General features: G+C 42.9%; 39 protein-coding genes and 1 pseudogene. 34 read left to right on the forward strand and 6 right to left on the reverse strand.

Annotated elements, in window-relative coordinates:
- The 29 genes and pseudogenes from tuf to rplQ form a co-directional block, all read left to right on the forward strand.
- Positions 1 to 125 (forward strand): annotated as a pseudogene (gene tuf, locus H5181_RS19155) (elongation factor Tu); the annotation flags it as partial.
- A gap of 353 nt (positions 126 to 478) precedes the next feature.
- The gene (gene rpsJ, locus H5181_RS19160; RefSeq protein ID WP_011635639.1) at positions 479 to 790 is read left to right on the forward strand and encodes a 30S ribosomal protein S10; all 312 of its coding nucleotides are present in this window, start codon (positions 479 to 481) and stop codon (positions 788 to 790) included.
- A gap of 27 nt (positions 791 to 817) precedes the next feature.
- Complete coding sequence (gene rplC / locus H5181_RS19165; RefSeq protein ID WP_011635640.1) at positions 818 to 1,456, forward strand: 50S ribosomal protein L3; 639 nt, start codon at positions 818 to 820, stop codon at positions 1,454 to 1,456.
- Between the two features lie 17 nt (positions 1,457 to 1,473).
- Positions 1,474 to 2,079 carry a 50S ribosomal protein L4 gene (rplD, locus tag H5181_RS19170; protein ID WP_011635641.1) on the forward strand — a complete coding sequence of 202 codons (606 nt, stop codon included), beginning with the start codon at positions 1,474 to 1,476 and terminating at the stop codon, positions 2,077 to 2,079.
- Positions 2,076 to 2,378, forward strand: a complete 303-nt coding sequence (gene rplW, locus H5181_RS19175; protein ID WP_011635642.1) for a 50S ribosomal protein L23 — start codon at positions 2,076 to 2,078, stop codon at positions 2,376 to 2,378. The genes rplD and rplW overlap by 4 nt, the downstream gene beginning before the upstream one ends.
- Positions 2,379 to 2,394: 16 nt before the next feature.
- Positions 2,395 to 3,219: a 50S ribosomal protein L2 gene (rplB, locus tag H5181_RS19180; protein WP_011635643.1), complete on the forward strand. Its 825-nt coding sequence runs from the start codon at positions 2,395 to 2,397 to the stop codon at positions 3,217 to 3,219.
- Positions 3,220 to 3,233: 14 nt separating this feature from the next.
- The gene (rpsS, locus tag H5181_RS19185) at positions 3,234 to 3,512 is read left to right on the forward strand and encodes a 30S ribosomal protein S19 (RefSeq protein WP_006083596.1); all 279 of its coding nucleotides are present in this window, start codon (positions 3,234 to 3,236) and stop codon (positions 3,510 to 3,512) included.
- 15 nt (positions 3,513 to 3,527) lie between these two features.
- On the forward strand, positions 3,528 to 3,860 hold the full coding sequence (rplV, locus tag H5181_RS19190) for a 50S ribosomal protein L22 (protein ID WP_011635644.1): 333 nt from the start codon (positions 3,528 to 3,530) through the stop codon (positions 3,858 to 3,860).
- 12 nt (positions 3,861 to 3,872) lie between these two features.
- Positions 3,873 to 4,562 carry a 30S ribosomal protein S3 gene (gene rpsC, locus H5181_RS19195; RefSeq protein ID WP_011635645.1) on the forward strand — a complete coding sequence of 230 codons (690 nt, stop codon included), beginning with the start codon at positions 3,873 to 3,875 and terminating at the stop codon, positions 4,560 to 4,562.
- 11 nt (positions 4,563 to 4,573) lie between these two features.
- Complete coding sequence (gene rplP / locus H5181_RS19200) at positions 4,574 to 4,984, forward strand: 50S ribosomal protein L16 (RefSeq protein ID WP_011635646.1); 411 nt, start codon at positions 4,574 to 4,576, stop codon at positions 4,982 to 4,984.
- Positions 4,984 to 5,175, forward strand: coding sequence for a 50S ribosomal protein L29 (gene rpmC, locus H5181_RS19205; protein ID WP_011635647.1), 192 nt, complete (start codon positions 4,984 to 4,986; stop codon positions 5,173 to 5,175). Before rplP ends, rpmC begins: the two co-directional genes overlap by 1 nt.
- A complete protein-coding gene (gene rpsQ, locus H5181_RS19210; protein WP_011635648.1) occupies positions 5,175 to 5,423 on the forward strand; it encodes a 30S ribosomal protein S17 in 249 nt (82 codons plus the stop codon). The genes rpmC and rpsQ overlap by 1 nt, the downstream gene beginning before the upstream one ends.
- A gap of 176 nt (positions 5,424 to 5,599) precedes the next feature.
- Positions 5,600 to 5,968, forward strand: coding sequence for a 50S ribosomal protein L14 (gene rplN, locus H5181_RS19215; RefSeq protein WP_011635649.1), 369 nt, complete (start codon positions 5,600 to 5,602; stop codon positions 5,966 to 5,968).
- A gap of 10 nt (positions 5,969 to 5,978) precedes the next feature.
- Positions 5,979 to 6,293: a 50S ribosomal protein L24 gene (gene rplX / locus H5181_RS19220; protein WP_011635650.1), complete on the forward strand. Its 315-nt coding sequence runs from the start codon at positions 5,979 to 5,981 to the stop codon at positions 6,291 to 6,293.
- A 13-nt stretch (positions 6,294 to 6,306) separates the two neighbouring features.
- Positions 6,307 to 6,846 carry a 50S ribosomal protein L5 gene (gene rplE / locus H5181_RS19225; RefSeq protein WP_011635651.1) on the forward strand — a complete coding sequence of 180 codons (540 nt, stop codon included), beginning with the start codon at positions 6,307 to 6,309 and terminating at the stop codon, positions 6,844 to 6,846.
- 10 nt (positions 6,847 to 6,856) lie between these two features.
- Positions 6,857 to 7,162, forward strand: coding sequence for a 30S ribosomal protein S14 (rpsN, locus tag H5181_RS19230; protein WP_011635652.1), 306 nt, complete (start codon positions 6,857 to 6,859; stop codon positions 7,160 to 7,162).
- A gap of 24 nt (positions 7,163 to 7,186) precedes the next feature.
- Positions 7,187 to 7,579 carry a 30S ribosomal protein S8 gene (gene rpsH, locus H5181_RS19235; RefSeq protein ID WP_011635653.1) on the forward strand — a complete coding sequence of 131 codons (393 nt, stop codon included), beginning with the start codon at positions 7,187 to 7,189 and terminating at the stop codon, positions 7,577 to 7,579.
- Positions 7,580 to 7,589: 10 nt separating this feature from the next.
- Entirely contained in the window at positions 7,590 to 8,123 is a 534-nt protein-coding gene (rplF, locus tag H5181_RS19240; protein ID WP_011635654.1) for a 50S ribosomal protein L6, read from the forward strand.
- A gap of 10 nt (positions 8,124 to 8,133) precedes the next feature.
- Complete coding sequence (gene rplR, locus H5181_RS19245; protein ID WP_011635655.1) at positions 8,134 to 8,484, forward strand: 50S ribosomal protein L18; 351 nt, start codon at positions 8,134 to 8,136, stop codon at positions 8,482 to 8,484.
- Positions 8,485 to 8,496: 12 nt separating this feature from the next.
- Complete coding sequence (rpsE, locus tag H5181_RS19250; protein WP_011494651.1) at positions 8,497 to 9,000, forward strand: 30S ribosomal protein S5; 504 nt, start codon at positions 8,497 to 8,499, stop codon at positions 8,998 to 9,000.
- Positions 9,001 to 9,006: 6 nt separating this feature from the next.
- Positions 9,007 to 9,195, forward strand: a complete 189-nt coding sequence (gene rpmD, locus H5181_RS19255) for a 50S ribosomal protein L30 (protein WP_011635656.1) — start codon at positions 9,007 to 9,009, stop codon at positions 9,193 to 9,195.
- Positions 9,195 to 9,629: a 50S ribosomal protein L15 gene (gene rplO, locus H5181_RS19260; RefSeq protein WP_011635657.1), complete on the forward strand. Its 435-nt coding sequence runs from the start codon at positions 9,195 to 9,197 to the stop codon at positions 9,627 to 9,629. The genes rpmD and rplO overlap by 1 nt, the downstream gene beginning before the upstream one ends.
- Positions 9,630 to 9,636: 7 nt before the next feature.
- Positions 9,637 to 10,977 (forward strand): preprotein translocase subunit SecY, encoded by a 1,341-nt coding sequence (gene secY / locus H5181_RS19265; protein ID WP_011635658.1) that lies wholly within the window; start codon positions 9,637 to 9,639, stop codon positions 10,975 to 10,977.
- A 23-nt stretch (positions 10,978 to 11,000) separates the two neighbouring features.
- Positions 11,001 to 11,114: a 50S ribosomal protein L36 gene (rpmJ, locus tag H5181_RS19270; RefSeq protein WP_011635659.1), complete on the forward strand. Its 114-nt coding sequence runs from the start codon at positions 11,001 to 11,003 to the stop codon at positions 11,112 to 11,114.
- A gap of 116 nt (positions 11,115 to 11,230) precedes the next feature.
- On the forward strand, positions 11,231 to 11,587 hold the full coding sequence (gene rpsM, locus H5181_RS19275) for a 30S ribosomal protein S13 (protein ID WP_011635660.1): 357 nt from the start codon (positions 11,231 to 11,233) through the stop codon (positions 11,585 to 11,587).
- Between the two features lie 17 nt (positions 11,588 to 11,604).
- Positions 11,605 to 11,997, forward strand: a complete 393-nt coding sequence (gene rpsK / locus H5181_RS19280) for a 30S ribosomal protein S11 (protein WP_011635661.1) — start codon at positions 11,605 to 11,607, stop codon at positions 11,995 to 11,997.
- Between the two features lie 32 nt (positions 11,998 to 12,029).
- Positions 12,030 to 12,650 carry a 30S ribosomal protein S4 gene (gene rpsD / locus H5181_RS19285; RefSeq protein WP_011635662.1) on the forward strand — a complete coding sequence of 207 codons (621 nt, stop codon included), beginning with the start codon at positions 12,030 to 12,032 and terminating at the stop codon, positions 12,648 to 12,650.
- A gap of 24 nt (positions 12,651 to 12,674) precedes the next feature.
- On the forward strand, positions 12,675 to 13,664 hold the full coding sequence (locus H5181_RS19290; protein ID WP_011635663.1) for a DNA-directed RNA polymerase subunit alpha: 990 nt from the start codon (positions 12,675 to 12,677) through the stop codon (positions 13,662 to 13,664).
- A 40-nt stretch (positions 13,665 to 13,704) separates the two neighbouring features.
- On the forward strand, positions 13,705 to 14,100 hold the full coding sequence (rplQ, locus tag H5181_RS19295; RefSeq protein WP_011635664.1) for a 50S ribosomal protein L17: 396 nt from the start codon (positions 13,705 to 13,707) through the stop codon (positions 14,098 to 14,100).
- Positions 14,101 to 15,189: 1,089 nt separating this feature from the next.
- Here the strand turns inward: rplQ and ccmE are convergent.
- Genes ccmE through ccmA form a run of 5 tightly spaced genes read right to left on the reverse strand, consistent with a single transcriptional unit; the run spans position 15,190 to position 17,963 of the window.
- Positions 15,190 to 15,675, reverse strand: a complete 486-nt coding sequence (gene ccmE / locus H5181_RS19300) for a cytochrome c maturation protein CcmE (RefSeq protein WP_011635665.1) — start codon at positions 15,673 to 15,675, stop codon at positions 15,190 to 15,192.
- A complete protein-coding gene (ccmD, locus tag H5181_RS19305; RefSeq protein WP_011635666.1) occupies positions 15,659 to 15,871 on the reverse strand; it encodes a heme exporter protein CcmD in 213 nt (70 codons plus the stop codon). The genes ccmE and ccmD overlap by 17 nt, the downstream gene beginning before the upstream one ends.
- Positions 15,871 to 16,617 carry a heme ABC transporter permease gene (locus tag H5181_RS19310; RefSeq protein WP_011635667.1) on the reverse strand — a complete coding sequence of 249 codons (747 nt, stop codon included), beginning with the start codon at positions 16,615 to 16,617 and terminating at the stop codon, positions 15,871 to 15,873. The genes ccmD and H5181_RS19310 overlap by 1 nt, the downstream gene beginning before the upstream one ends.
- On the reverse strand, positions 16,617 to 17,303 hold the full coding sequence (gene ccmB, locus H5181_RS19315) for a heme exporter protein CcmB (RefSeq protein WP_182751802.1): 687 nt from the start codon (positions 17,301 to 17,303) through the stop codon (positions 16,617 to 16,619). Before ccmB ends, H5181_RS19310 begins: the two co-directional genes overlap by 1 nt.
- A gap of 9 nt (positions 17,304 to 17,312) precedes the next feature.
- Entirely contained in the window at positions 17,313 to 17,963 is a 651-nt protein-coding gene (gene ccmA, locus H5181_RS19320) for a cytochrome c biogenesis heme-transporting ATPase CcmA (protein ID WP_011635669.1), read from the reverse strand.
- 324 nt (positions 17,964 to 18,287) lie between these two features.
- On the opposite strand from ccmA, the gene H5181_RS19325 reads away from it, so the two are divergent.
- Entirely contained in the window at positions 18,288 to 18,581 is a 294-nt protein-coding gene (locus H5181_RS19325; RefSeq protein ID WP_011635670.1) for a cytochrome c5 family protein, read from the forward strand.
- A 95-nt stretch (positions 18,582 to 18,676) separates the two neighbouring features.
- Here H5181_RS19325 and ccmI read toward each other — a convergent pair whose 3' ends face one another.
- Complete coding sequence (ccmI, locus tag H5181_RS19330) at positions 18,677 to 19,930, reverse strand: c-type cytochrome biogenesis protein CcmI (protein WP_011635671.1); 1,254 nt, start codon at positions 19,928 to 19,930, stop codon at positions 18,677 to 18,679.
- A 417-nt stretch (positions 19,931 to 20,347) separates the two neighbouring features.
- Between ccmI and H5181_RS19335 the strand changes: the two genes are divergently transcribed.
- Genes H5181_RS19335 through H5181_RS19350 form a run of 4 tightly spaced genes read left to right on the forward strand, consistent with a single transcriptional unit; the run spans position 20,348 to position 23,971 of the window.
- Positions 20,348 to 22,318 carry a heme lyase CcmF/NrfE family subunit gene (locus H5181_RS19335; protein ID WP_059746612.1) on the forward strand — a complete coding sequence of 657 codons (1,971 nt, stop codon included), beginning with the start codon at positions 20,348 to 20,350 and terminating at the stop codon, positions 22,316 to 22,318.
- A gap of 16 nt (positions 22,319 to 22,334) precedes the next feature.
- Positions 22,335 to 22,889: a DsbE family thiol:disulfide interchange protein gene (locus H5181_RS19340; protein ID WP_011635673.1), complete on the forward strand. Its 555-nt coding sequence runs from the start codon at positions 22,335 to 22,337 to the stop codon at positions 22,887 to 22,889.
- Positions 22,889 to 23,371 carry a heme lyase NrfEFG subunit NrfF gene (gene nrfF / locus H5181_RS19345; RefSeq protein WP_011635674.1) on the forward strand — a complete coding sequence of 161 codons (483 nt, stop codon included), beginning with the start codon at positions 22,889 to 22,891 and terminating at the stop codon, positions 23,369 to 23,371. The genes H5181_RS19340 and nrfF overlap by 1 nt, the downstream gene beginning before the upstream one ends.
- 60 nt (positions 23,372 to 23,431) lie before the next feature.
- Positions 23,432 to 23,971, forward strand: coding sequence for a TlpA disulfide reductase family protein (locus H5181_RS19350; RefSeq protein WP_182751803.1), 540 nt, complete (start codon positions 23,432 to 23,434; stop codon positions 23,969 to 23,971).
- The last annotated feature ends 373 nt before the right edge of the window (positions 23,972 to 24,344 follow it).

Below are 24,344 nucleotides of genomic sequence, written 5' to 3' on the forward strand. Positions count from 1 at the left end.
GTGATAACATCAAGATGGTCGTTACTCTGATTTACCCAATCGCGATGGACGACGGTTTACGTTTCGCTATCCGTGAAGGTGGCCGTACAGTTGGTGCAGGTGTTGTAGCTAAAATTATCGCGTAATAGCGACTTTAGTGAACACTAAAAAAGGAAGCCTAGGCTTCCTTTTTTTATTTCTAAAAAGTAACAATCATTAGTAGCATTAACATATAAAATGTGTAAAATGCGCGACAGTTGATTGTAAGAAGACTTTTAGAAGACTATTTACACAATGGGCTTGATCTTAGAAAGAAGATCTGTATAATTGCCCACTCGCTGACTAGTCAGCGTAAATTATAATGTTTAACCAAGTAGGTTACTCATTTTCACAGCGACTCCGATTGGGAGTCGAACGGTTAAATCATCTCGCTCTGCTTTTCCATTAGGAAGAAGCTAGAGGGTGATTTTTTATATGTCCATTTTAGGAGCTCTGGTCAATGCAGAACCAAAGAATCCGTATCCGCTTGAAAGGCTTTGATCATCGTTTAATTGATCAGTCTACAGCGGAAATCGTTGAAACTGCTAAGCGTACAGGCGCGCAGGTACGTGGTCCTATTCCACTACCAACACGCAAAGAGCGTTATACCGTTTTGATCTCTCCGCACGTTAATAAAGATGCTCGTGATCAGTACGAAATTCGTACCCACAAGCGTTTAGTTGACATCGTAGAGCCAACAGAAAAGACTGTAGACGCATTAATGCGTTTAGATCTTGCGGCTGGTGTCGACGTTCAGATTAGCTTAGGTTAATTGAGATCCTTAGAAGAGGTTTGAGAGATGGCTATCGGTCTTATTGGTCGTAAAGTGGGTATGACTCGCATCTTCACTGAAGATGGTACGTCAATCCCTGTAACAGTAATCGAGATTGCAGGCAACCGTGTTACTCAAGTGAAAACTTTAGAAACTGACGGTTATCGTGCACTTCAAGTGACTACTGGTACCAAAAAAGCCAATCGCATCACTAAAGCAGAAGCAGGTCACTTTGCCAAGGGCGGCGTAGAAGCCGGTCGTGGTTTGTGGGAAATGCGTTTAGCAGATGGTGAAGGCGAAGGCATTGAAGTTGGTGCTGAAATTAATGTTGATATTTTCGCTGATACAGTGAAAGTTGATGTTACTGGTCAATCAAAAGGTAAAGGTTTCCAAGGCGGCGTTAAGCGTTGGAACTTCCGTACTCAAGATATGACACACGGTAACTCTTTGGCACACCGTTCGAATGGTTCTATCGGTCAGAACCAAACGCCTGGTCGTGTATTCAAAGGCAAGAAAATGTCAGGCCATATGGGTGCTGAGCAAGTAACAACTCAAAATCTACACGTAGTACGTGTTGATGCAGAGCGTAACTTGTTATTAGTACGCGGCGCAGTTCCAGGCGCTACCAATGGTGACTTGATTATCAAGCCAGCAGTTAAAGCTTAAGGTCTGAGGAGATAGTAATGGAATTGGTATTGAAAGACGCCCAGAGCGCTCTTGAAGTTTCCGAAACTACCTTCGGCCGTGACTTTAACGAGGCATTGGTTCATCAGGTAGTTGTAGCATATGCTGCAAACGCGCGTCAGGGCACTCGTGCTCAAAAGACTCGTGCGGAAGTAACTGGCTCAGGCAAAAAGCCTTGGCGCCAGAAAGGCACAGGCCGCGCTCGTGCCGGTAGTGTTAAAGGCCCAATCTGGCGTGGCGGTGGCGTAACATTCGCTGCTAAAACACAAGATCACAGCCAAAAAGTTAACAAGAAGATGTACCGTGGTGCTCTAAAGAGCATATTCTCTGAATTGGTACGTCAAGAACGTCTAGTTGTTGTTGAATCGTTTGGTGTTGAAGCTCCTAAAACTAAAGAGCTGAAAGCTAAATTAAAAGCAATGAACTTAGAAGATGTTCTAATTGTTACAGCTGAAGTTGATGAGAATTTATTCTTAGCAGCTCGCAACTTATACAAAGTTGACGTGCGTGACGTAGCGGGTCTTGACCCAGTTAGTCTAATTGCGTTCAACACTGTTCTTGTTACTGCTGATGCAGTGAAGCAAATCGAGGAGATGCTAGCATGATCCGCGAAGAACGTTTGCTAAAAGTTATTCTTGGTCCACATATCTCTGAAAAGAGTACTGTGCTTGCTGAGAAAAACAACACTGTAGTTTTCCGCGTAGCCATCGATGCAACTAAAGCAGAGATTAAAGCTGCAGTAGCGAAGCTATTTGAAGTTGAAGTTGATTCTGTTCGCACTTTAGTTAATAAAGGCAAAACCAAGCGTACCGGTGGCCGTGTAGGTCGTCGTATCGATTGGAAAAAAGCTTATGTTACTTTAGCTGCTGGTGCTGAAATCGATTTCGTCGGCGGCGCTGAATAAGCAAAGGAGAATTATCATGGCAGTTATTAAGTGTAAGCCAACCTCTCCAGGTCGTCGCCACGTAGTTAAAGTGGTGAATACGGACCTGCATAAGGGTAAACCTTTTGCTGGCCTGTTGGCGAAAAAAACTAAAAGTGGTGGCCGTAATAATACTGGCCGTATCACTGTACGCCACGTAGGTGGTGGACATAAGCAGCACTATCGTATTGTTGACTTCAAACGCAACAAAGATGGTATCCCTGCGAAAGTTGAACGTCTTGAATACGATCCAAACCGTACAGCGCACATCGCGCTAGTACTGTATGCAGATGGTGAGCGTCGTTATATTCTTGCTGCAAAAGGCATGAAAGCTGGCGACCCAATCCAATCTGGCTTGGATGCAGAAATCAAGACTGGTAACGCTAGACCGTTACGCAACATTCCAGTAGGTAGTGTTGTACACGCTGTCGAAATGAAGCCTGGTAAAGGCGCTCAAATCGCACGTTCAGCTGGTGCTTATGTACAAGTTGTTGCTCGTGATGGTGCTTATGCAACTCTACGTCTTCGCTCTGGCGAAATGCGTAAAGTTCCAGTAGATTGCCGCGCGACATTTGGTGAAGTTGGTAATGCCGAGCACATGCTACGCCAGTTAGGCAAAGCAGGTGCTAAGCGCTGGAGAGGCGTACGCCCTACAGTTCGAGGTGTTGCAATGAACCCAGTAGACCATCCACATGGTGGTGGTGAAGGCCGTACTTCTGGTGGACGTCATCCAGTGAGTCCATGGGGTGTGCCGACTAAGGGTTATAAAACTCGTAGCAACAAGCGCACTGATAAGTACATCGTACGTCGTCGTAATAAATAGTAAGAGGATTCGCCATGCCACGTTCTCTCAAGAAAGGTCCCTTCATTGACCTGCACTTGCTGAAGAAGGTAGAGAAAGCGATGGAAGCGGGAGACAAAAAGCCAATTAAGACTTGGTCTCGTCGCTCAATGATCATCCCTAATATGATTGGGTTGACCATCGCTGTCCATAATGGTCGTCAGCACGTACCTGTGTTCGTAACTGACGAAATGATCGGCCACAAGCTTGGTGAATTTTCACCAACTCGCACTTATCGCGGCCATGCTGCAGATAAGAAAGCGAAGAAGCGTTAATACGGGAGGAATAAGATGGAAGTTTTAGCTAAACATCGTTTTGCTCGTACGTCTGCGCAGAAGGCCCGTCTAGTTGCTGATCAAATTCGCGGATTGCCTGTTTCTAAGGCACTCGAGATTTTGACATTCAGCCCCAAGAAAGCCGCCGTACTAGTAAAAAAAGTACTTGACTCAGCTATCGCAAACGCCGAACACAACGAAGGTGCTGACATTGATGAGCTTAAAGTTGGAGCCGTCTTCGTAGATGAAGGCCCAACAATGAAGCGTATCATGCCACGTGCTAAAGGCCGCGCTGATCGTATCATGAAGCGTACCAGTCACATTACTGTGGTTGTAGCAGATCGCTAGGAGAAGAGAGCAATGGGACAGAAAGTACATCCTAATGGTATCCGTCTGGGTATCACTAAGCCTTGGATCTCTACCTGGTACGCAGATAAGTCAGACTATGCAAATAATCTGAACAGCGACTGGGAAGTGCGTCAATATTTAACTGAAAAGTTAAAAGCCGCATCAGTATCTAAGATTGTTATTGAACGCCCAGCGAAAAGCATCCGCGTTACTATTCACACAGCCCGTCCAGGCATTGTGATTGGTAAGAAAGGTGAAGACGTTGAAGTATTACGTGCCTATGTGTCTAAAATCACTGGTACTACTGCTCAAATCAACATCGCTGAGATCCGTAAGCCTGAATTAGACGCTAAGCTCGTTGCTGACTCTATTGCTCAGCAGTTAGAGCGTCGTGTTATGTTCCGTCGTGCTATGAAGCGCGCAGTACAAAACGCAATGCGCATTGGTGCTCAAGGTATCAAAGTTCAAGTGAGCGGCCGTTTAGGCGGCGCTGAAATCGCGCGTGCAGAATGGTATCGTGAAGGTCGTGTACCTTTGCATACTTTGCGTGCTGATATCGACTATTCAACCGCAGAAAGTCACACTCAATACGGTGTGATTGGTATTAAAGTTTGGATCTTCAAAGGCGAAGTTCTAGACGGTTTAGTACCTGCTATTGAAGAGCCTAAGCAGCAACCTAAGCGTAAGCCTCGTGGTAAATAGGAGAAACTTTTATGCTGCAACCTAAACGTATGAAGTTTCGCAAGATGTTCAAAGGCCGCAACCGTGGTCTAGCGAACGGTACTGAAGTTAGCTTTGGTACTTTCGGTTTGAAAGCAGTCGGCCGTGGCCGTTTAACTGCTCGTCAAATCGAATCTGCACGTCGTGCCATGACACGTCATGTTAAACGTCAAGGACAAATTTGGATTCGAGTTTTCCCTGACAAGCCAATTACCTCTAAGCCTCTTGAAGTGCGTATGGGTAAAGGTAAAGGTAACGTTGAATACTGGGTATGTCAGATTCAACCTGGTAAGGTTCTTTATGAGATGGATGGTGTTCCTGAGTCGTTGGCTCGTGAAGCCTTCGCTTTGGCTTCTGCCAAACTTCCTCTGAAGACTACCTTCGTAACTAAGACGGTGATGTAATGAAAGCGAGCGAACTAAGAGAAAAGAGCGTTGAAGAACTTAACGCTGAATTACTTGGTCTGCTGCGTGAGCAGTTTAACCTGCGTATGCAACACGCTACTGGTCAGTTGACTCAAACGAATCAGTTGAAACTAGTGCGTCGTAACATTGCACGTGTTAAGACCATTATTACTTCTAAGGCAGGTGTGTAATGTCTGATAAAGCCCGTACTTTGCAAGGTAAAGTAATTAGCAACAAAATGGACAAGTCTATTACTGTTGCTATTGAGCGCCAAGTGAAACATCCTATTTATGGGAAGTACATTAAGCGTACAACTAAGATCCATGCACATGACGAAACTAATCAGTGTAATGAAGGGGATTTCGTGGCTATTAGCCAGTGTCGTCCTCTATCTAAGACTAAGTCTTGGACACTAGCTGAAGTAGTAACAAAAGCCTAATTTCGATTAGGTTAACGTAAACGGCCCCAGTATTTGGGGCCGTTTGTTTTTTTTGCTATGCATTCCAAAAATGTGTGTTATACTTGCGCGCCAATTTTGAGTAAATTATTACTTGAATTTGGTTCAAATATACTCCCATAGTGGGATTGTGTAGTAACGATAGCGGAGCACTTGAAATGATCCAAATGCAATCGACTCTAGACGTCGCATGTAACAGCGGCGCACGCAGAGTTCAGTGTATTAAGGTCTTGGGTGGCTCTCATCGTCGTTATGCCGGTATCGGCGACATTATCAAAGTTTCTGTTAAAGAAGCGATTCCTCGCGCTAAAGCGAAGAAAGGTGATGTATATAACGCGGTGGTAGTCCGTACTAAGAAAGGCGTACGTCGTCCAGACGGTTCTGTCATTCGCTTCGATCGGAATGCAGCGGTATTGCTTAACGCAAACCTTGCACCGATTGGTACTCGTATCTTTGGCCCAGTGACACGTGAATTGCGTAATGATAAATTCATGAAAATTGTCTCGCTGGCACCAGAAGTACTGTAAGGAGCTTCAAATGGCAGCTAAAATCCGTCGTGAAGACGAAGTAATTATATTAGCAGGTAAAGACAAGGGTAGCCGCGGTAAGGTTTCTCAAGTTCTACCTACTGGTAAGTTAATTGTTGAAGGCTTTAATCTTGTTAAAAAGCACCAGAAACCTAACCCTCAATTGGGTGTTGCTGGCGGCGTTATCGAGAAAGAAGCACCGATGCAAGCATCAAACGTTGCGATCTTTAACCAAGCCACAGGCAAGGCAGATCGTGTTGGTTTCCGATTTGAAGACGGCAAAAAAGTCCGTTTCTTTAAATCGAACAGCGAACTCGTTAAGTAATTTGGAGTAAACGATGGCGAAACTGCATGATAAATATCAAGAGACTGTAGTTGCTGAACTAGCTAAAAAGTTCGGCTACAGCAGTGTCATGCAAGTCCCTCGGATTGAAAAAATCACCCTAAACATGGGTGTGGGCGAAGCTGTTGCAGATAAGAAAGTTATGGAGCATGCGCTCCGTGACATGACTGCAATTGCTGGCCAGAAACCAATTGTAACTGTTGCTCGTAAATCAGTTGCTGGTTTTAAAATCCGTGAAGGCTACCCTATTGGCTGTAAAGTGACCCTACGCGGTGAGCGTATGTGGGAATTTTTAGAGCGTTTAGTTGACATTGCAATACCACGTATTCGTGATTTCCGTGGCTTAAGCGCTAAAGCGTTTGACGGCCGTGGTAATTACGCAATGGGCGTGCGTGAGCAGATCATCTTCCCAGAAATCGATTATGATAAAATCGATAAAATTCGTGGTATGGATATTGTTATCACTACTACTGCGAAGAATGATGAAGAAGGTCGTGCTTTGTTAGACGCTTTTAACTTCCCATTCAAGAAATAAGGGTAGCATAATGGCAAAAACATCTATGAAAGCACGTGAAGCAAAACGTGCGCAGCTCGTAGCTAAATATGCTGAAAAGCGTTTAGCACTTAAGGCTATAATCAGCAGCCCTGCAACTTCTGAAGAAGATCGCTGGGATGCCGTACTTAAGTTACAAGCTCTACCACGTGATTCTAGCGCTGCGCGTCAACGCAACCGCTGTAATCAAACTGGTCGCCCACATGGTTTTCTACGTAAATTCGGCTTAAGCCGTATTAAATTACGTGAAGCAACCATGCGTGGTGAAGTTCCTGGTCTGCGTAAGGCCAGCTGGTAAGCACTTGTCACGGAGTAAGCTAATATGAGCATGCAAGATCCTATTGCGGATATGTTAACCCGTATTCGTAACGGCCAAGCTGCTAACCACGTATCTGTTAAGATGCCTTCAGCTAAGTTAAAAGTAGCAATTGCGAAATTACTTAAAGATGAAGGTTTCATTACTGAATACGCCGTAGCAGATGAAGCTAAGCCTGAATTAGAAATTACGTTAAAGTATTTTCAAGGCAAACCAGTCGTTGAGACTATCCAGCGTGTAAGTCGCCCTGGTCTTCGTATTTACAAAGGTAAAGACGAGCTACCAAAGGTGATGGGCGGTCTGGGTATCGCAATTGTGTCCACTTCTCAAGGCTTGATGACTGATCGCGCCGCCCGCCAAAATGGCACGGGTGGCGAGGTTATCTGCTACGTAGCGTAAGGAGCTAGAAATGTCTCGTGTTGCAAAAGCACCAGTCACTGTTCCTGCTGGCGTAGAGGTGACTTTAAACGAACAGACCTTAACTGTTAAAGGCAGTAAAGGAAGTCTGACTCGAGTAATCAACAATGCGGTAAATGTTGTTATCGAAGATGCACAAGTAAAGTTTCTTCCTGTCGATGGCGTTTCTAACGCTTGGGCACAGGCTGGTACTGCACGTGCACTAGTAAACAACATGGTTGTTGGTGTATCTCAAGGTTTTGTGAAAAAACTTAAATTAGTTGGTGTAGGTTACCGTGCAAAGATTGCTGGTAGTGACTTAGATTTAACGTTGGGTTTCTCACATCCATTAGTACACAAACTGCCCGCAGGCGTTACTGCAGAGTGTCCTAGCCAAACTGAAATCGTGCTTTCGGGCGTTGATAAACAAGTTGTTGGTCAGGTTGCTGCTGAAATTCGCGGATATCGTCCACCAGAGCCTTACAAAGGCAAAGGTGTTCGTTATGATGACGAAATAGTACGCCGTAAAGAGGCTAAGAAGAAGTAGGTAACGCGATATGGATAAGAAAACATCTCGCTTACGTCGCGCGTTACGTGCACGTAAGAAGATCCAAGAGCTGGGCGTGAATCGTCTGGTTGTACATCGTACACCGCGTCACATTTATGCTCAGGTGATCAATCCTGAAGCTCAGGTGTTGGCAGTTGCTTCAACCGTGGAAAAAGCGGTTAAAGAGCTACTAAAGAGTACCGGTAACGTTGATGCGGCTAAAGCAGTAGGTAAAATTGTTGCTGAGCGTGCGATCGAGAAGGGCGTAGCAACAGTTGCGTTCGACCGTTCTGGTTTCAAGTATCATGGTCGTGTAGCTGCACTAGCAGATGCCGCTCGTGAAGCTGGCCTGAAGTTCTAAGGGGTTATAAAAATGGCTAAATTAGAAGCTCAGCAAAAAGACGATCTGCAAGAGAAATTAATTGCAGTTAATCGTGTTTCTAAAGTAGTTAAGGGCGGTCGTATCTTTAGCTTCACAGCACTAACAGTAGTGGGTGACGGTAACGGTAAGATTGGCTATGGCTATGGTAAAGCGCGTGAAGTTCCAGCTGCTATTCAAAAAGCAATGGAAAAAGCCCGTCGTAATATGGTGACAGTGGAGTTGAATGCAGGTACTTTGCATCACCCAGTTAAGGGTCGTCATACTGGTTCTAAAGTTTATATGCAACCAGCATCACAGGGTACCGGTATTATTGCCGGTGGCGCAATGCGTGCCGTATTGGAAGTAGCAGGCGTTCATAACGTTCTGTCAAAAGCATACGGTTCTACTAACCCGATCAACATCGTTCGCGCAACTGTCGATGCGTTGGTGCACATGAAGTCACCAGCTCAAATCGCAGCAAAACGTGGCCTGAATGTTGATGAGATTCGGGGGTAATGCACCATGGCTACTAAAACTTTAAAAGTCACACAGACTAAAAGCAGCATTGGTCGTTTACCAAAACACCGTGCAACCTTAACCGGTTTAGGCCTACGCCGCATTAATCACACTGTTGAAGTTGAAGATACACCTTCAGTTCGCGGTATGATTAACAAGGTGTACTACATGGTTTCGGTGGAGGAATTAGGATAATGCGTCTAAATACTCTATCTCCAGCAGCAGGTTCTAAATCTGCTCCTAAGCGTGTAGGCCGTGGTATCGGTTCAGGTTTAGGTAAAACAGCGGGACGTGGCCATAAAGGTCAGAAGTCTCGTTCAGGCGGCGGTGTTCGCGTCGGTTTCGAAGGTGGTCAAATGCCACTTAAGATTCGTTTACCTAAGTTTGGCTTTACTTCGCGTCGCGCTTTGGTAACAGCTGAAGTTCGTTTACTCGAACTAGCAAAAGTTAACGGTGATGTTGTCGATTTGAATGCACTGAAAGATGCGAACGTTATTACTCGCAACATCCAGTTTGCGAAAATCGTTCTTTCAGGTACCATTGACCGCCCAGTGACTGTAAAAGGTCTCAAGGTAACCAAAGGTGCTCGTGCAGCTATTGAAGCTGCCGGTGGCAAGATCGAGGAATAATACGTCGATGGCAAAACCAGGACTTGATTTAAAAAGCGCGAAAGGCGGTTTATCTGAACTGAAAACTCGTCTTCTGTTCGTGATTGGTGCGATTATCGTCTTTAGAGCCGGTTCGTTCGTGCCAATTCCTGGTATTGACGCAGCTGTATTGGCAGAGCTATTTGCTCAGCAAAAAGATACCATCCTTGGCATGTTTAACATGTTCTCGGGTGGTGCCTTAGAGCGTGCTTCTATCTTCGCATTGGGTATTATGCCGTATATTTCGGCATCTATCATAATGCAGTTATTGACTGTTGTGCATCCTGCACTCGCTGAATTGAAAAAGGAAGGCGAATCAGGACGCAAGAAAATTAGTCAATATACTAGATATGGCACACTCGTGTTGGGTACGCTGCAATCTGTCGGTATTGCAACGGGTTTACCAAATCTGATGCCTGGTCTTGTGGCCAATCCCGGATTTGGTTTCTACTTCGTTGCAGTTGTGAGCTTAGTAACAGGAACTATGTTCCTTATGTGGCTAGGTGAGCAAATTACCGAACGTGGTATTGGTAATGGTATCTCGATTTTAATTTTCGCAGGTATTGTTGCTGGTCTACCATCGGCCATCGGCTCAACAGCCGAGCAGGCGCGTCAAGGTGACATGAATGTATTGGTACTACTGTTGCTCGCAGTGATTGTATTTGCTGTAACTTATTTAGTGGTATTTGTGGAACGTGGTCAACGTCGTATTGTCGTTAACTACGCTAAACGCCAACAAGGCCGTAAGGTTTTTGCAGCGCAAAGCACACATTTACCATTAAAAATAAATATGGCAGGTGTAATTCCACCAATTTTTGCTTCCAGCATTATTTTGTTTCCAGGCACACTGGCTCAGTGGTTTGGTTCAAATGAGTCCATGTCATGGTTAAGCGATTTCGCTTTAGCTGTGTCTCCAGGACAACCGCTGTACTCATTATTGTATGCGACAGCAATCATCTTTTTCTGTTTCTTCTATACTGCGTTGGTATTTAACCCTCGCGAAACAGCTGATAACTTGAAAAAGAGTGGTGCATTCATTCCTGGGATCCGTCCCGGAGAACAGACTTCGCGTTACATTGATAAAGTCATGACACGTTTAACCTTAGCGGGTGCGTTGTACATTACCTTTATCTGCTTAATTCCGGAGTTCATGTTAATTGCGTGGAAAGTACAGTTCTATTTTGGCGGTACTTCACTACTTATTATAGTAGTCGTAATCATGGACTTCATGGCTCAGGTTCAGACCCATATGATGTCACATCAGTATGAGTCTGTGATGAAGAAAGCCAATCTTGTTAACAAAGCGAATTTAGATCGTTTTGGTAAATAAGATTTGTTTTACGGAGTGATGAAATGAAAGTTCGAGCTTCCGTTAAGAAGATCTGCCGTAATTGCAAGATCGTCAAGCGTAGTGGTGTTGTTCGTGTTATTTGTATTGAACCTAAACACAAACAGCGTCAAGGCTAGAAAGAAGTTTGGTCAGCTCAATAATGGGCTGACCAAAATATTGTTTGCAAATTTGTTGTCTGTCGAGTATCCTTTCGGGCTTTTCGCAGATAGCCTTTAACTTTAAGGAGTGCATAGTGGCCCGTATCGCTGGCATTAACATTCCTGATCAAAAGCATACAGTCATTGCGTTGACTGCTATTTTTGGTATTGGACGTACACGCGCTAGAGCAATCTGCGCATCTACTTCAATTGCTGAAGATGCTAAGATCAAGGAATTGAGCGAAGCTCAAATAGATATCCTACGCGAAGAAGTCGCCAAATACACTGTAGAAGGTGACTTGCGTCGTGAGATTTCAATGAACATCAAGCGTCTTATGGATCTTGGTTGTTATCGTGGTCTCCGCCATCGTCGTAGCCTGCCCCTTCGTGGGCAACGTACTAAGACCAATGCGCGTACGCGTAAAGGTCCACGTAAGCCAATCAGAAAGTAACGGGAAGGTAAACCAAAATGGCTAAAGTTCCGTCACGTTCTCCGCGTAAGCGCGTACGTAAACAGGTTGCAGATGGCATGGCTCATATCCATGCGTCTTTCAACAACACAATTGTCACCATTACGGATCGTCAAGGTAATGCGTTGTCATGGGCTACCTCAGGTGGTTCTGGTTTCCGTGGTTCACGTAAATCAACGCCATTCGCTGCGCAGGTTGCTGCTGAGCGTGCAGGTATTGCTGCTCAAGACTACGGTGTTAAAAACCTTGAAGTTTTCGTGAAGGGTCCTGGTCCAGGTCGTGAATCAGCCATTCGTGCGCTGAACGCTGTTGGTTATAAAATTACCAACATTACCGATGTGACGCCTATCCCTCATAATGGCTGTCGTCCACCTAAAAAGCGTCGTGTATAACACTGCGTATATAGGATAGTTGGAGAAAGATCATGGCAAGATACTTGGGTCCCAAGCTCAAGCTCAGCCGCAGAGAAGGTACAGACCTTTTCCTAAAAAGCGGTGTGAGAGCAATCGATTCGAAGTGTAAGCTAGAAACTGCACCTGGACAACATGGCGCACGTAAGCCACGTTTGTCTGAGTATGGTATTCAGTTACGCGAGAAACAAAAAGTTCGTCGTATTTACGGTGTGCTAGAAAAGCAATTCCGTAATTACTACAAAGAAGCTGCACGTCTAAAAGGCAATACTGGTGAAAACCTGTTGCAACTTTTAGAAGTCCGCCTAGATAACGTCGTTTATCGTATGGGTTTCGGTTCTACTCGTGCAGAATCACGTCAGCTAGTAAGCCATAAATCTGTTATGGTTAACGGTCGTGTTGTTAACATTCCGTCATTCAAAGTGTCTGCGAATGATGTTGTAAGCATCCGTGAAAAGTCACGTACTCAAGCTCGTATTAAAGCGGCTTTAGAAGTGGCTGGTCAACGCGAAAAGCCTACATGGGTAGAAGTCGACAATGCGAAAATGGAAGGTGCTTTCAAGCGCGTTCCAGAACGTAGCGATTTGTCTGCGGATATTAACGAACAGCTGATCGTCGAGCTTTACTCTAAGTAAAGCTAACAAACAAGAGAGGACACAATGCAGGGTTCTGTTACAGAATTTCTTAAACCGCGTCTCGTTGATATTGAGCAGGTTAATTCAACTCGCGCCAAAGTTACACTAGAGCCACTAGAACGTGGTTTTGGCCATACCTTAGGTAACGCGTTGCGTCGCATCCTATTGTCGTCTATGCCTGGCTGTGCAGTTACTGAAGTCGAAATTGACGGCGTACTGCATGAATACAGCAGTAAGGAAGGCGTACAAGAAGATATCCTTGAGATATTGCTTAATCTTAAGGGATTAGCAGTGACCATCGAGGGTAAAGACGAGGCTTTGCTTACATTAAGCAAGTCCGGCACAGGCCCTGTTACAGCAGCAGATATCACGCATGATGGTGATGTTACCATCGTGAATCCTGATCATGTTATCTGTCACTTGACTGGTAACAATGATATCAGCATGCGTATCCGCGTTGAGCGTGGTCGTGGTTATGTGCCAGCTTCGGCTCGTGCACAGACTGAAGACGATGATCGCCCAATCGGTCGTTTGCTGGTTGATGCTTCTTTTTCACCTGTTGCTCGCATTGCTTATAATGTTGAAGCAGCTCGTGTTGAACAGCGTACTGACTTAGACAAACTTGTGATAGATATGACCACAAACGGTACTATCGATCCTGAGGAAGCAATTCGTCGTTCTGCAACTATTTTAGCTGAACAGCTAGATGCGTTTGTTGAACTACGTGATGTTACTGAGCAGGCTGTTGTAGAAGAGAAACCGGAGTTCGATCCGATTTTGCTGCGTCCTGTCGACGATTTAGAGCTAACTGTACGTTCGGCTAACTGTTTAAAAGCCGAAGCGATTCATTACATCGGAGATCTGGTACAACGCACTGAAGTTGAGTTGCTTAAGACCCCTAACTTAGGTAAGAAATCTCTTACTGAAATTAAGGATGTTTTAGCGTCTCGCGGACTGTCGTTAGGTATGCGTCTAGAGAACTGGCCACCGGCTAGTTTAGCTGACGACCTATAAGTCTCAGGTTAGTACAGATTTAGGTTATAAGGATTAGGTCATGCGCCATCGTAAGAGTGGTCGTCAACTAAACCGCAACAGCAGTCATCGCCAAGCTATGTTCCGTAACATGGCTTGTTCAATAGTTCGTCATGAGATTATCAAGACAACTGTAGCTAAAGCGAAAGAACTGCGTCGCGTTGTTGAACCTCTAATAACACTTGCTAAAGTTGACAGCGTTGCAAATCGCCGTTTAGCTTTCGCTCGTACCCGCGACGCTGAAGTTGTAGGTAAGTTATTTACTGAATTGGGTCCACGCTTCCAGGAACGTCCTGGTGGTTACACTCGTATTCTTAAGTGCGGTCTACGTACCGGTGATAAAGCCCCAATGGCTTACATCGAGTTAGTAGGTCGTCCTGAAGCTGCTGAAGCTGTTGAAGTTGAAGCTGCTGAGTAATTAATTACTCACCGAAAAACCGAGCTTAGGCTCGGTTTTTTTTTCTTCTTTTTTACCATAGACTGCATTTTTAGTATCACCTTTATTTATCTGTAGTCCATTCCCTATTATTGTTCATCTTGGTACAGCGCCTGATATTTACGTGTAACCTTCTATTTGATTATTTTTGCAATGATTCTCTATTCAGTAAGCGAGATGAACTAAACACTCATTTTCTAGATCCTCTGATCTGTTAATTATTGTACAACTCCGTTTAGTCAATCGTATCATTACTGTGTTTGTATTAAGGCCATATTAGCAATATTAACCATGTCTAAGATTAAGTTGTTACTAACAAGAATGAGATGCTTAAGCTGTTCTTATATAGGCCTAGAATAGGAGCTCCGTTTATTCAATGTTCAGCGCCTGCGATCACCATATTCAGTAAAGTTTATTCAAACCACTGATATATGGTGCGCAGTTATGCAACGTTGGTTTTTTTAATGAACATGATGATTTGAATCGAATTAGGCACTTTGAATTTATATCGAGTGACTCAGTAATTAGCATCATTGTTGTTAATAGTGCTGCACAGTTTTCTCGCATCTGTCATCCTGAAACAAGCTTTTATGTAGTCAATAATATTGTCTGTTATTGAGCTTACGCTGACTATAGACAAATTTGCATCGTTCTATCTGCTAAAGCCGTTGTTTAGTGGATTGGAAAGCTAGAATGTAGGAAGCTAATACCATTGTTGGAAGGGGGTATTTAAACAAGCCTAGCCCATATTTTAATACTTGTATTCAAAGCTCATTGCTCATCTAAGCGTTAAACTAGTGCGCTCATAATAGAGACTGAATTTGTGTCAGATAAGCGGTATGTGATGTTACAAGACATTCTTTTAGTTGCTTAAGTCAACGTCAACACTTTTGTTCGTTTGTGTTGAGAGTCTACCTATAGAACTGATGACAGACATATATCCTTGTTCAATGTACTCTAAATCCTTTCATTGTAATGAGTAGCTAAAATAATACTGACTATCCGTCGATTACTATTGGAATTTTGATCATAAAAAAAGCCTCCTAAGAGGCTTTCTATTACAACTAGATTTTATTTGTCTTCAAGAGCTTTTTGATTATATGTTGGTTTTTCATGCGTTTGTCCCATAGCTTCAGCAACTTCAGGTGGCATGTAATTTTCATCATGTTTCGCGAGTACTTCAGTGGCTTCTAGTTTTCCAGACTCAACCAGTACGCCTTGGGCAACGATACCTTGTCCTTCTCTAAATAAGTCCGGTAGTAAATCGTCATAGGTAACGAAAACGGTCCCACCCGCTGAATCATGTACTGCAAACTCTACGTGAAGGCTATCTGGATCGCGTTTCATCGATCCTATTGTTACCATGCCACCGACTCTGATGCGTTGTCCAACTTCAGGCATTACACCTGTATCGTTTTTCCCGTGGGTAATTTCATACGGTGTATAGAATAAATTCAAGTTTGAATTTAGCGCGTACAATAGTAATGAAGCAACGGCTGCAACGCCCGCAATTAATGCAACGGCGAGGGTTAATCTCTTTTTACGTCTTGGATTCACGGTTATTACCTCTTGTTTCTTTCAGGCGTTGTTCACGCGTTATCTTTTTAGCAATTTCGATCAGAACTTTACGTTTTTGTCTAATGCTTAGGGTTATCAATGTTGCCAGACAGCCGAACGTTACACCATAGGATAGCCAAACGTAAAATGCGTAACCGCCCATATCAAGAAAATCTTTGAATGAATCAAATTGCATTATTTTGCCTCCTCTGCTGTAGCTAAATCTCTCACCCAAGGGCGCATACCATTGCGTGCAAGGATCTCTGTTCTATAACGGATCAAAGTAATCGCCCCAATCATCATACCAAAGCCAAAAATGTTAATTAGCAGTGGGTATAACATATCAGTCGACATCGTTGATTTTTCTGTGATTTTAATGGTAGATGGTTGATGTAAACTACTCCACCAATCCACGGAGTATTTAATAATTGGTATATTAATTACACCTACAATCGCCAGAATCCCAGAAGCCCTAGCTGCGAGGACTTTATCTTCAAATGATGCATACAGTGAGATCACACCAAGGTAAAGAAACAGCAATACCAATTCAGATGTCAAACGTGCATCCCATACCCACCAAGTTCCCCACATAGGTTTACCCCATGCAGCACCTGTTAATAAGGCAATAAAGGTAATTACGGCGCCAATAGGAGCAATTGCTGCAGCGGCCCAATCTGCCGACTTTATCTGCCAAACTAAGCCAATAAATGAAGCAATAGCCATACCCATATAAGCGGCCATTGACATAGACGCAGCAGGTACATGGATAAAGATGATTCGGTAACTGTCACCTTGTTGGTAATCTGTTGGGGCAAACAATAAACCCCAAATACTGCCTGTTCCAACCAGCAATATTGCCAGTGTACTAAACCAAGGCAACAATGTGCCTGACAATTTATATGCCCGTTCAGGGTCTGCGTAAGAATGTAACCATTTCCACATTAGTTTGTGCTCACACGTAAAGAGGCGCCAATTGCGAAAGGTGCCAAGATTAAAGAACCGACCAACATTGCAGCAAGAATCGCAAGTTGACCATCATAAGCCATATTCAGTCCTGCAGCGTCAATCGCACTAGTGGCAAAAATAAGTACAGGTATATATAAAGGTAGAATAAGTAAACTTAACAGCACGCCTCCTTTACGAAGTCCTACTGTTAGTGCAACACCTATTGCACCAAGTAACGACAATATCGGTGTACCTAATGCTAATGTTGACATCAATGCACCGTAACTATTGTCTTCTAGATGCAACAGTACAGCCAGTAATGGTGCGACTAGAATTAATGGCACACCAGTAAGTATCCAATGTGCAAGTACTTTCGCCACAACCATTAATGCTAATGGTTGTGGGCTCAGTAGCATTTGCTCTAAGCTACCATCGTTGTAATCTGCTTTAAATAAACGTTCCAATGACAACATCGATGCAAGTAAGGCCGCTACCCAGATAATGCCAGGTGCAACTCTAGTCAAAACTTGAGGTTCTGGTCCAATACCTAATGGGAAAAGAGTGACCACTAAAATAAAGAATAACAACGGGTTAAAAATGTCACCTCGATGTCGAATAGCAATTCTCAAATCACGTTGCAAAAGCGTCATGAATGCTGTTGTGTAACTAATTCCTCGTTTCATTCAAATACCTTATACAAAGCGATAGTCGAGAGTGATTTTACGTAACATGGCATCACTAATAATGCTCATATCCTGATGTGTGGTTAATATTACACATCCACCCGATTCTGCATGTTGAATAAAAAGTTGCTCTAATTCTTCTACACCTTTTTTATCAATAGCGGTAAAAGGTTCGTCGAGGATCCATATTTTACAATTACTGTGTTGTAATCTTGCTAATGCGGTACGTCGATGTTGTCCCGCAGATAAATGACCTGCTAGTGCTTCTTCAAAACCGGTTAAATTGACTTTCGCCAAAATTGCAGTGGTATCGAAATCATCATAGCCACTAATTCTTAAATTGAAGTTAAGATTTTCTTCTGCTGTTAGCTCACTTTTTACGCCAGCTAAATGCCCAAGATATAGTAAGTCGTGATTAAATTCGTCTCTACAGCGATTGATGTTTTCACCACTATATTCAACTTCACCAGCATAGGGACGTGACAAACCAGCAATAATTCGTAAAAGACTGGTTTTACCTGCACCATTAGGGCCTTCAATCTGGACAATATCCCCCGCATTGATATTAAAACTCAGTCCATCAAATAGAATGCGCTCTTCCCGAATACAGGTTAATTCGTTGGCACTTAATAGCACTTGTGATTGGTTTGATATGGTCACTTATCCCTCTTATTTTACTTGAGGATGAATTCGAAATGATATTAACACAAACACTTTTATCGGTTTAGCTTTGTCACTGATTAAGTGCTAGCAATTTGATATGGTTCCAAAATTATGTATTTAGTTTGAACTTTTTCATCGATTACTAATATATTACCTTAACTACACAGATTGTCTTGATTTAGAGCCTAAGCTGAGATTGTTATCACAAAAAGATGAGTTTTTTTGCTAACTGTAGTAATCTAACGTTGCTAAAAATGAGTCTGCCTTCTAAATCAAAGGGCAGCGTTAAGCTTTGTATATTTGCAATTAGGAACGATGAATATGAAAAAATTGTTAGCAATGACTGCAGTAGCTGCCTTAACTTTGTCTGCAAATGTATTTGCTCAAGAAGGTGAAGCTATTTATAATAAAGCGTGTCAAGTATGTCACAGCATGGGTGTGGCCGGTGCGCCTAAAGTTCATGACACTGCGGCATGGGAACCACGTCTAGCAAAAGGTTTAGATGCCTTAGTGGGTTCAGTTAAGTCTGGTTTAAACGCAATGCCACCAGGTGGTATGTGTACTGACTGTACTGATGAAGATTACAAAAACGCAATTCAGTTTATGTCTAAGTAGTTTTCAACTAAATCAAAAAACCGGCTTTGTAGCCGGTTTTTTTATGGGTTAATTTCAGTGATGCTAACTTTTAACATCACTAATATTACACAGTGCTATTGCACTAAGGTATCCAGAGTTAGTGTAGCATTGCCACCCACCTTAACGGCTTTAATGTTACCCTTTAGGTCACCAGACTGTGGTTTCACGCTGCCATTTTTTGACAGTACTGCAATGATTTCTACTTCTCCGACAGAACTCAGTTTTACATCACCACCCATAGAAGTACTGTCATCTAGTGTGACAGTGACAGGTAAGCTGCTAGCACTGATTTTAGTTGCTGCTAGCGGTACTTTTGGGCCTTGAGTTGCTCGTGCGAAAATAAACACAGTATCGGTATCAGCTACTTTGTCTGCTAATTCTGGAGCAATAGAAATTTCAATTGCGACTGTATTAGCATTGCTCGTAACAGCTGGCTTTTGAGTTGACTCACCATTAGGCATTGCCGAGCCTTCATTAAGGCGCATGTTTGCAGATTCAATTGCATTCATTAATGCTGTTCTATCAACATCATCACGATCGCTGTCTAAGATCATCTGCCAAGCATTGATAGCTTTTTTGTAATCAGCGGTAAAGAATGCATCCATACCAACAAGAAGTAGTGTAGAAGGGTCTTGTGGGTCTAAGGCTAAAGATTGATCAATCACAGCTTGAATCGCCGGCGACATCTGCTGATTCGCTTTATAGTATAGCGCGGTTGCTTTAGGCCCAAGGAGTTCTGCTTGCGTGCCGACAAGTTCCATTACCTTATCAAATGCGCCAATGGCTTTATCATATTGGTTGGCAGATATATAAGCATGGCCAAGGCTAAACCAAGCTTGGCTATCGTCTGGCTGTGCCTGAACCTTAGCTTCCATCATCTGCACCCGTTGCGACATAATTTGCGCAGGATCCATACCTTGATGAGGATTGCTTGCTTGTGGTGGGTTAGCTAATTCGTTGTAAGCACCGAGGTGTTGATATAAGTAACCAGATACTGCTAATAGACACAGGGTCATAAAAGCAGGCCATAATGCGGTTTTTGATTTAATTTCTACATCAAGGGAGTCATCACCTTTCTGGCTCATGTCCTGAAGTAGATTTATCTCTAATTCTTTCTTTAATGCCTCGAATTCGACCTGATCTAATAATTGGTCTTGCAATTCCTTTTCAAGAATGGAGATGCGTTCAGCAAAAAGTTCAAGGTTAGTTTGTCTACGAACACCTGATTCTTCAGCTTGTAACAGCTTTTGTTGGCGAAAATGTGGAACCCAAATCATGATTAGGCCGATGAGTACGACAAGCGCAATAAATATCCAAAATGTGGTCATTGTTTCAATATTCACTTTTAGGTTAACAGAGAAAGCGGTTTTTCCGCAGTGCTTGGAATCTTGATTATACGTAAAGATTATTAATTGAATAGTAATATAAGGAAGATATGAATCTAAATCCTGAGAGTTGCGTACTGGTTCACAGATTGAATTGTTTGTCTAACTTAAGACGAAACTTTGTTAAGGTAACCATGTCAGACTGGTTGTTATAAATTTTCGTTTTGATTGAATAGATACTCATAATGAGACTAGTGACCCAATTTTGTACGAAAATGGCAGACAGAAGCCATAGCAAGTTCTAAAATGCGTTAAAATTCGTTTAAGCTAATGTGCGTATATTAGTTTCACCGCATTAATTAGTACTGCCGTGATTTGTTTGTTTCAGATCCGCTAATTTTTTTAGACTAAGGAATACCCATGATTCCAGAACTTGGACATTTCTCGCTAATTCTCGGTTTGGCTTTTGCCTTACTGCTAGCTAGCGTGCCGTTATATGGTTCCGCACGTAAAGACCAGTATCTTGTTCGCTATGCCTGGCCACTGACATACGGAATGTTTTTTTTCATCAGTCTCTCCGTTATAGCGCTAGGGTACAGCTTTGCTGTTGATGATTTCTCTGTGGCTTATGTCGCCCATCACTCTAATTCTCAACTACCAATATTCTTTAAAATTGCGGCGGTATGGGGTGGTCATGAAGGTTCATTATTATTCTGGGTATTCGCGTTGTCTGTATGGACTGCATCAGTGGCACTGTTTAGTAAGGGCTTAGAAGAAGTCTTTACTGCAAGGGTGTTATCTGTTTTAGCGATGATCGTTGTTGGCTTCAGTTTATTCATGATCCTAACTTCTAGTCCATTTGAACGGATATTCCCTATTCCTCTAGAAGGGCGAGATTTAAACCCAATGTTGCAAGATGTTGGCTTAATCTTCCATCCGCCAATGTTGTATCTAGGGTATGTGGGTTTCTCGGTATGTTTTGCTTTTGCTATTGCAGCCCTTATGAGTGGCAGACTTGATTCTGCTTGGGCACGCTGGAGTCGTCCTTGGACTTTAGCTGCATGGATATTTCTAACTGGTGGTATTTCACTTGGTTCTTGGTGGGCTTACTACGAATTAGGTTGGGGCGGCTGGTGGTTCTGGGACCCAGTTGAAAATGCATCATTTATGCCTTGGTTAGTCGGTACTGCTTTAGTGCACTCATTAATTGTGACGGAAAAGCGTGGGGCATTCCGTAACTGGACTGTATTGCTGTCTATCTTTGCCTTCTCATTAAGTTTACTCGGCACCTTTATTGTACGTTCGGGCGTTCTTACTTCAGTGCATTCTTTTGCAGCAGATCCAAGTCGTGGCTTGTTTATCTTGTTGTTGTTAGGTATTGCCATTGGTGGTTCATTAACTTTGTTTGCCTTCCGAGCAAGCGAAATGAGTAGCCCTGCACGATTTGAGCTTAAATCGAAAGAAACCATGTTACTAATCTGTAATGTGTTACTCACTGTTGCGGCAGGTACCGTTTTGCTGGGTACGCTTTATCCGTTACTGATCGATGCATTAGGCATGGGTAAAATTTCTGTTGGCCCTCCATATTTTAATGCCGTATTTGTGCCTATCGTGTTAGTGCTATTTGGCTTTATGGGTATTGGTCCAATTATTCGCTGGAAGAAATCTAAACCGGGTGAAATTAAAAAGCAGTTACTTGTGCCTGCTATTATCGCGTTAGTGGTTGGTGTGTCGGCTCCATTTGTTGCTGATGGTCAATTTAATGCTTGGGTGATGTGTGGTGTAGCGGCTACAACGTGGATCATGCTATCAACTTTACGGGCTGCTTATAATATTGTAAGCAACAAAGAAGGTGGTATCAGTCTTAATAAAATGGGCCGTAGCCAGTTAGGCATGATCGTCGCTCATTTTGGTATTGCTGTGTCGGTAATGGGCGCAACTATCGTGTCTAATTACTCGATTGAAAAAAGCGTGCGTATGGGACCAGGAATTAGCCAAGAACTGGCTGGTTATACATTTAAGTATTTAGAAACTAAAAATGTAGTAGGCCCAAACTATACCGCTCAACAAGGTCAAATCGAAATCTACAAAGATGATGAATTTATTACCTTGTTAAAGCCTGATCGTCGTCAATATAATGTTCGAACTATGGATATGACCGAAGCGGGTATTGATTGGGGATTGTTCCGCGATTTATATGTCACTATGGGCGATCCAATTAGTTTAACTGAGTTTGCTGTGCGTCTTAATTACAAGCCATTTGTTCGTTGGTTATGGTTTGGCTCGATCTTCATGATGATAGGTGGGTTCCTTGCGGCATCTGATAAGCGTTATCGTGTGAAGCAGGTTGCAACAGAAGATGCAGCAAAAGCAAAATTAGCGACAGCTTAATATACTCGGAGACATTATGAAGAAGTTTGTACTGTTTATACCTTTGGTTATATTTTTGGGTATGGGCGTGTTTTTATACAAAGGATTATTTCTAAATCCTAAAGTGCTTGATTCTGCATTAGAAGGAAAGCCAGTTCCGGCTTTCCAACTTGAGCGCTTAGAAGTGCCTAGTGAAGTGTTAACTGAGAAAGATCTTCCAGCAAAAGTGTCTATGTTGAACTTTTGGGCAACTTGGTGTCCGGCATGTAAGTATGAACATCCTTATTTGATGATGCTGTCTAAACGTAACTTATTACCTATATATGGTATCAATTATCGTGACGAGAGAGCATTAGCTGTTAAGGAGTTAACTACTCAAGGTGATCCATACACAGTTAACATCTTTGACAAAGATGGTCGCTTAGGTCTTGATCTTGGAGTTTATGGAGCACCGGAAACTTTTATAGTCGACCACAACGGTATTATTCGTTATCGCTATGCCGGTCCTATAGATCAAACAGTATGGACACAAACCTTGTATCCAATGATCCAGCAATTACAAGCTGAAGCTAAAGTCGATGGAGCATCGTAATGAAATTCATATTTAAAATGATGGTGGCTTGTACGAGTTTACTTTTTACTCTGACGGTAATGGCGACACCTGTTGATACTTATGAATTTCAATCGGCAGATAATCAACAAAGAGCATTGTCACTAGCACACCAATTGCGTTGCCCACAGTGTCAGAATCAAAACTTAGTCGATTCAAACTCTCCGGTTGCCCAAGATTTACGTCTTGAGGTGTATACGATGGTCGATAGTGGTAAGTCAGATTCAGAGATTATTGAATTTATGACCAGCCGCTATGGCGATTTTGTCTTGTACAATCCAAAGTTAGACTCGAAAACTTATATTCTATGGCTTGGTCCATTTGGATTACTTGTTTTGGGTCTCTTTATTGGTTTTATCTTCGTGCGTAAGCAGCGTATCCAGGCAACAGAATCGACAACCTTGTCGACAGAGCAACAAGCCGAGTTAGATGCGCTATTAAATCGTAGTAAGACAACTAAGTAACATAATGGAGTATTAACCTTGAAACAGTGGTTTGCGTTTATATTCACTAGCTTCTTTCTTATGGGTACTGCGAGTGTGGCTAATGCATACCCCGGCATGCAAGCTGCGGTTAAGCAAACCTCTGAATCAACTCTCGAACGCATAAATATATTGCCGCAACCATTCCCAATTGCTCTGGTCGATTTTACTAATCTCGTTGGTCAGTCGGTTAACTTTGAACAATATAAGGGTAAAGTGGTTGTTGTTAATCTTTGGGCTACTTGGTGTCCGCCGTGTGTAAGAGAACTTCCTGCACTCAATCGATTAAATCAAACTCTAAATGCAGAACATTTTGCATTATTGCCCATTTCTATTGATGCAGAAGCTGTGGCTATTGTGCAACCATTTTTGGAGTCTCTTGGATTAGGCGAATTTAATTCGTATTTCGATCCGCAACAACAACTACGTGATGTCTTTCCGCTTGATACGATACCTGCAACATTTATCTTAAATGAGCAAGGTGAGCTGGTGGCTTATGTTCGTTCGTATGTCGATTGGGATGATACAAGTGTGGCTACCTTCCTTGAACAGTTTCGCCAGAACGCTAAAGAAGTACAATAAACAGTCATAAAATAGCTTAAAATACGAAAAAGGATCGCTTTTGGTGAAAAGATAGCCAAGCGATCCTTTTTTATTAAAAAAGGCCTTGCGCAAAAACGTGAGCTGCCTATAATGCGCATCCACTGACACGGCAGACAGCGCAAGCGGTTACCGAGTCAGGTTGAATTAAGTGCTTCAAAACACAGAGTTCAAGGCGAAAAGAAAGTTTGAAAAAACACTTGACGCCAACACTGGGAAGCGTAGAATATGCACCCCAAGCCAACGACCTAGCGTCTTATGGTGATGTCTGAAAAATTGATATCAACGTTCTTTAACAATCTAAACAAGAAATCTGTGTGGACATTCACAGGTATTGAGTTATTCGAAATTGTCT

The sequence above is a fragment of the Shewanella sp. SG44-2 genome (assembly GCF_014164215.1).
GTDB lineage: Bacteria > Pseudomonadota > Gammaproteobacteria > Enterobacterales > Shewanellaceae > Shewanella > Shewanella frigidimarina.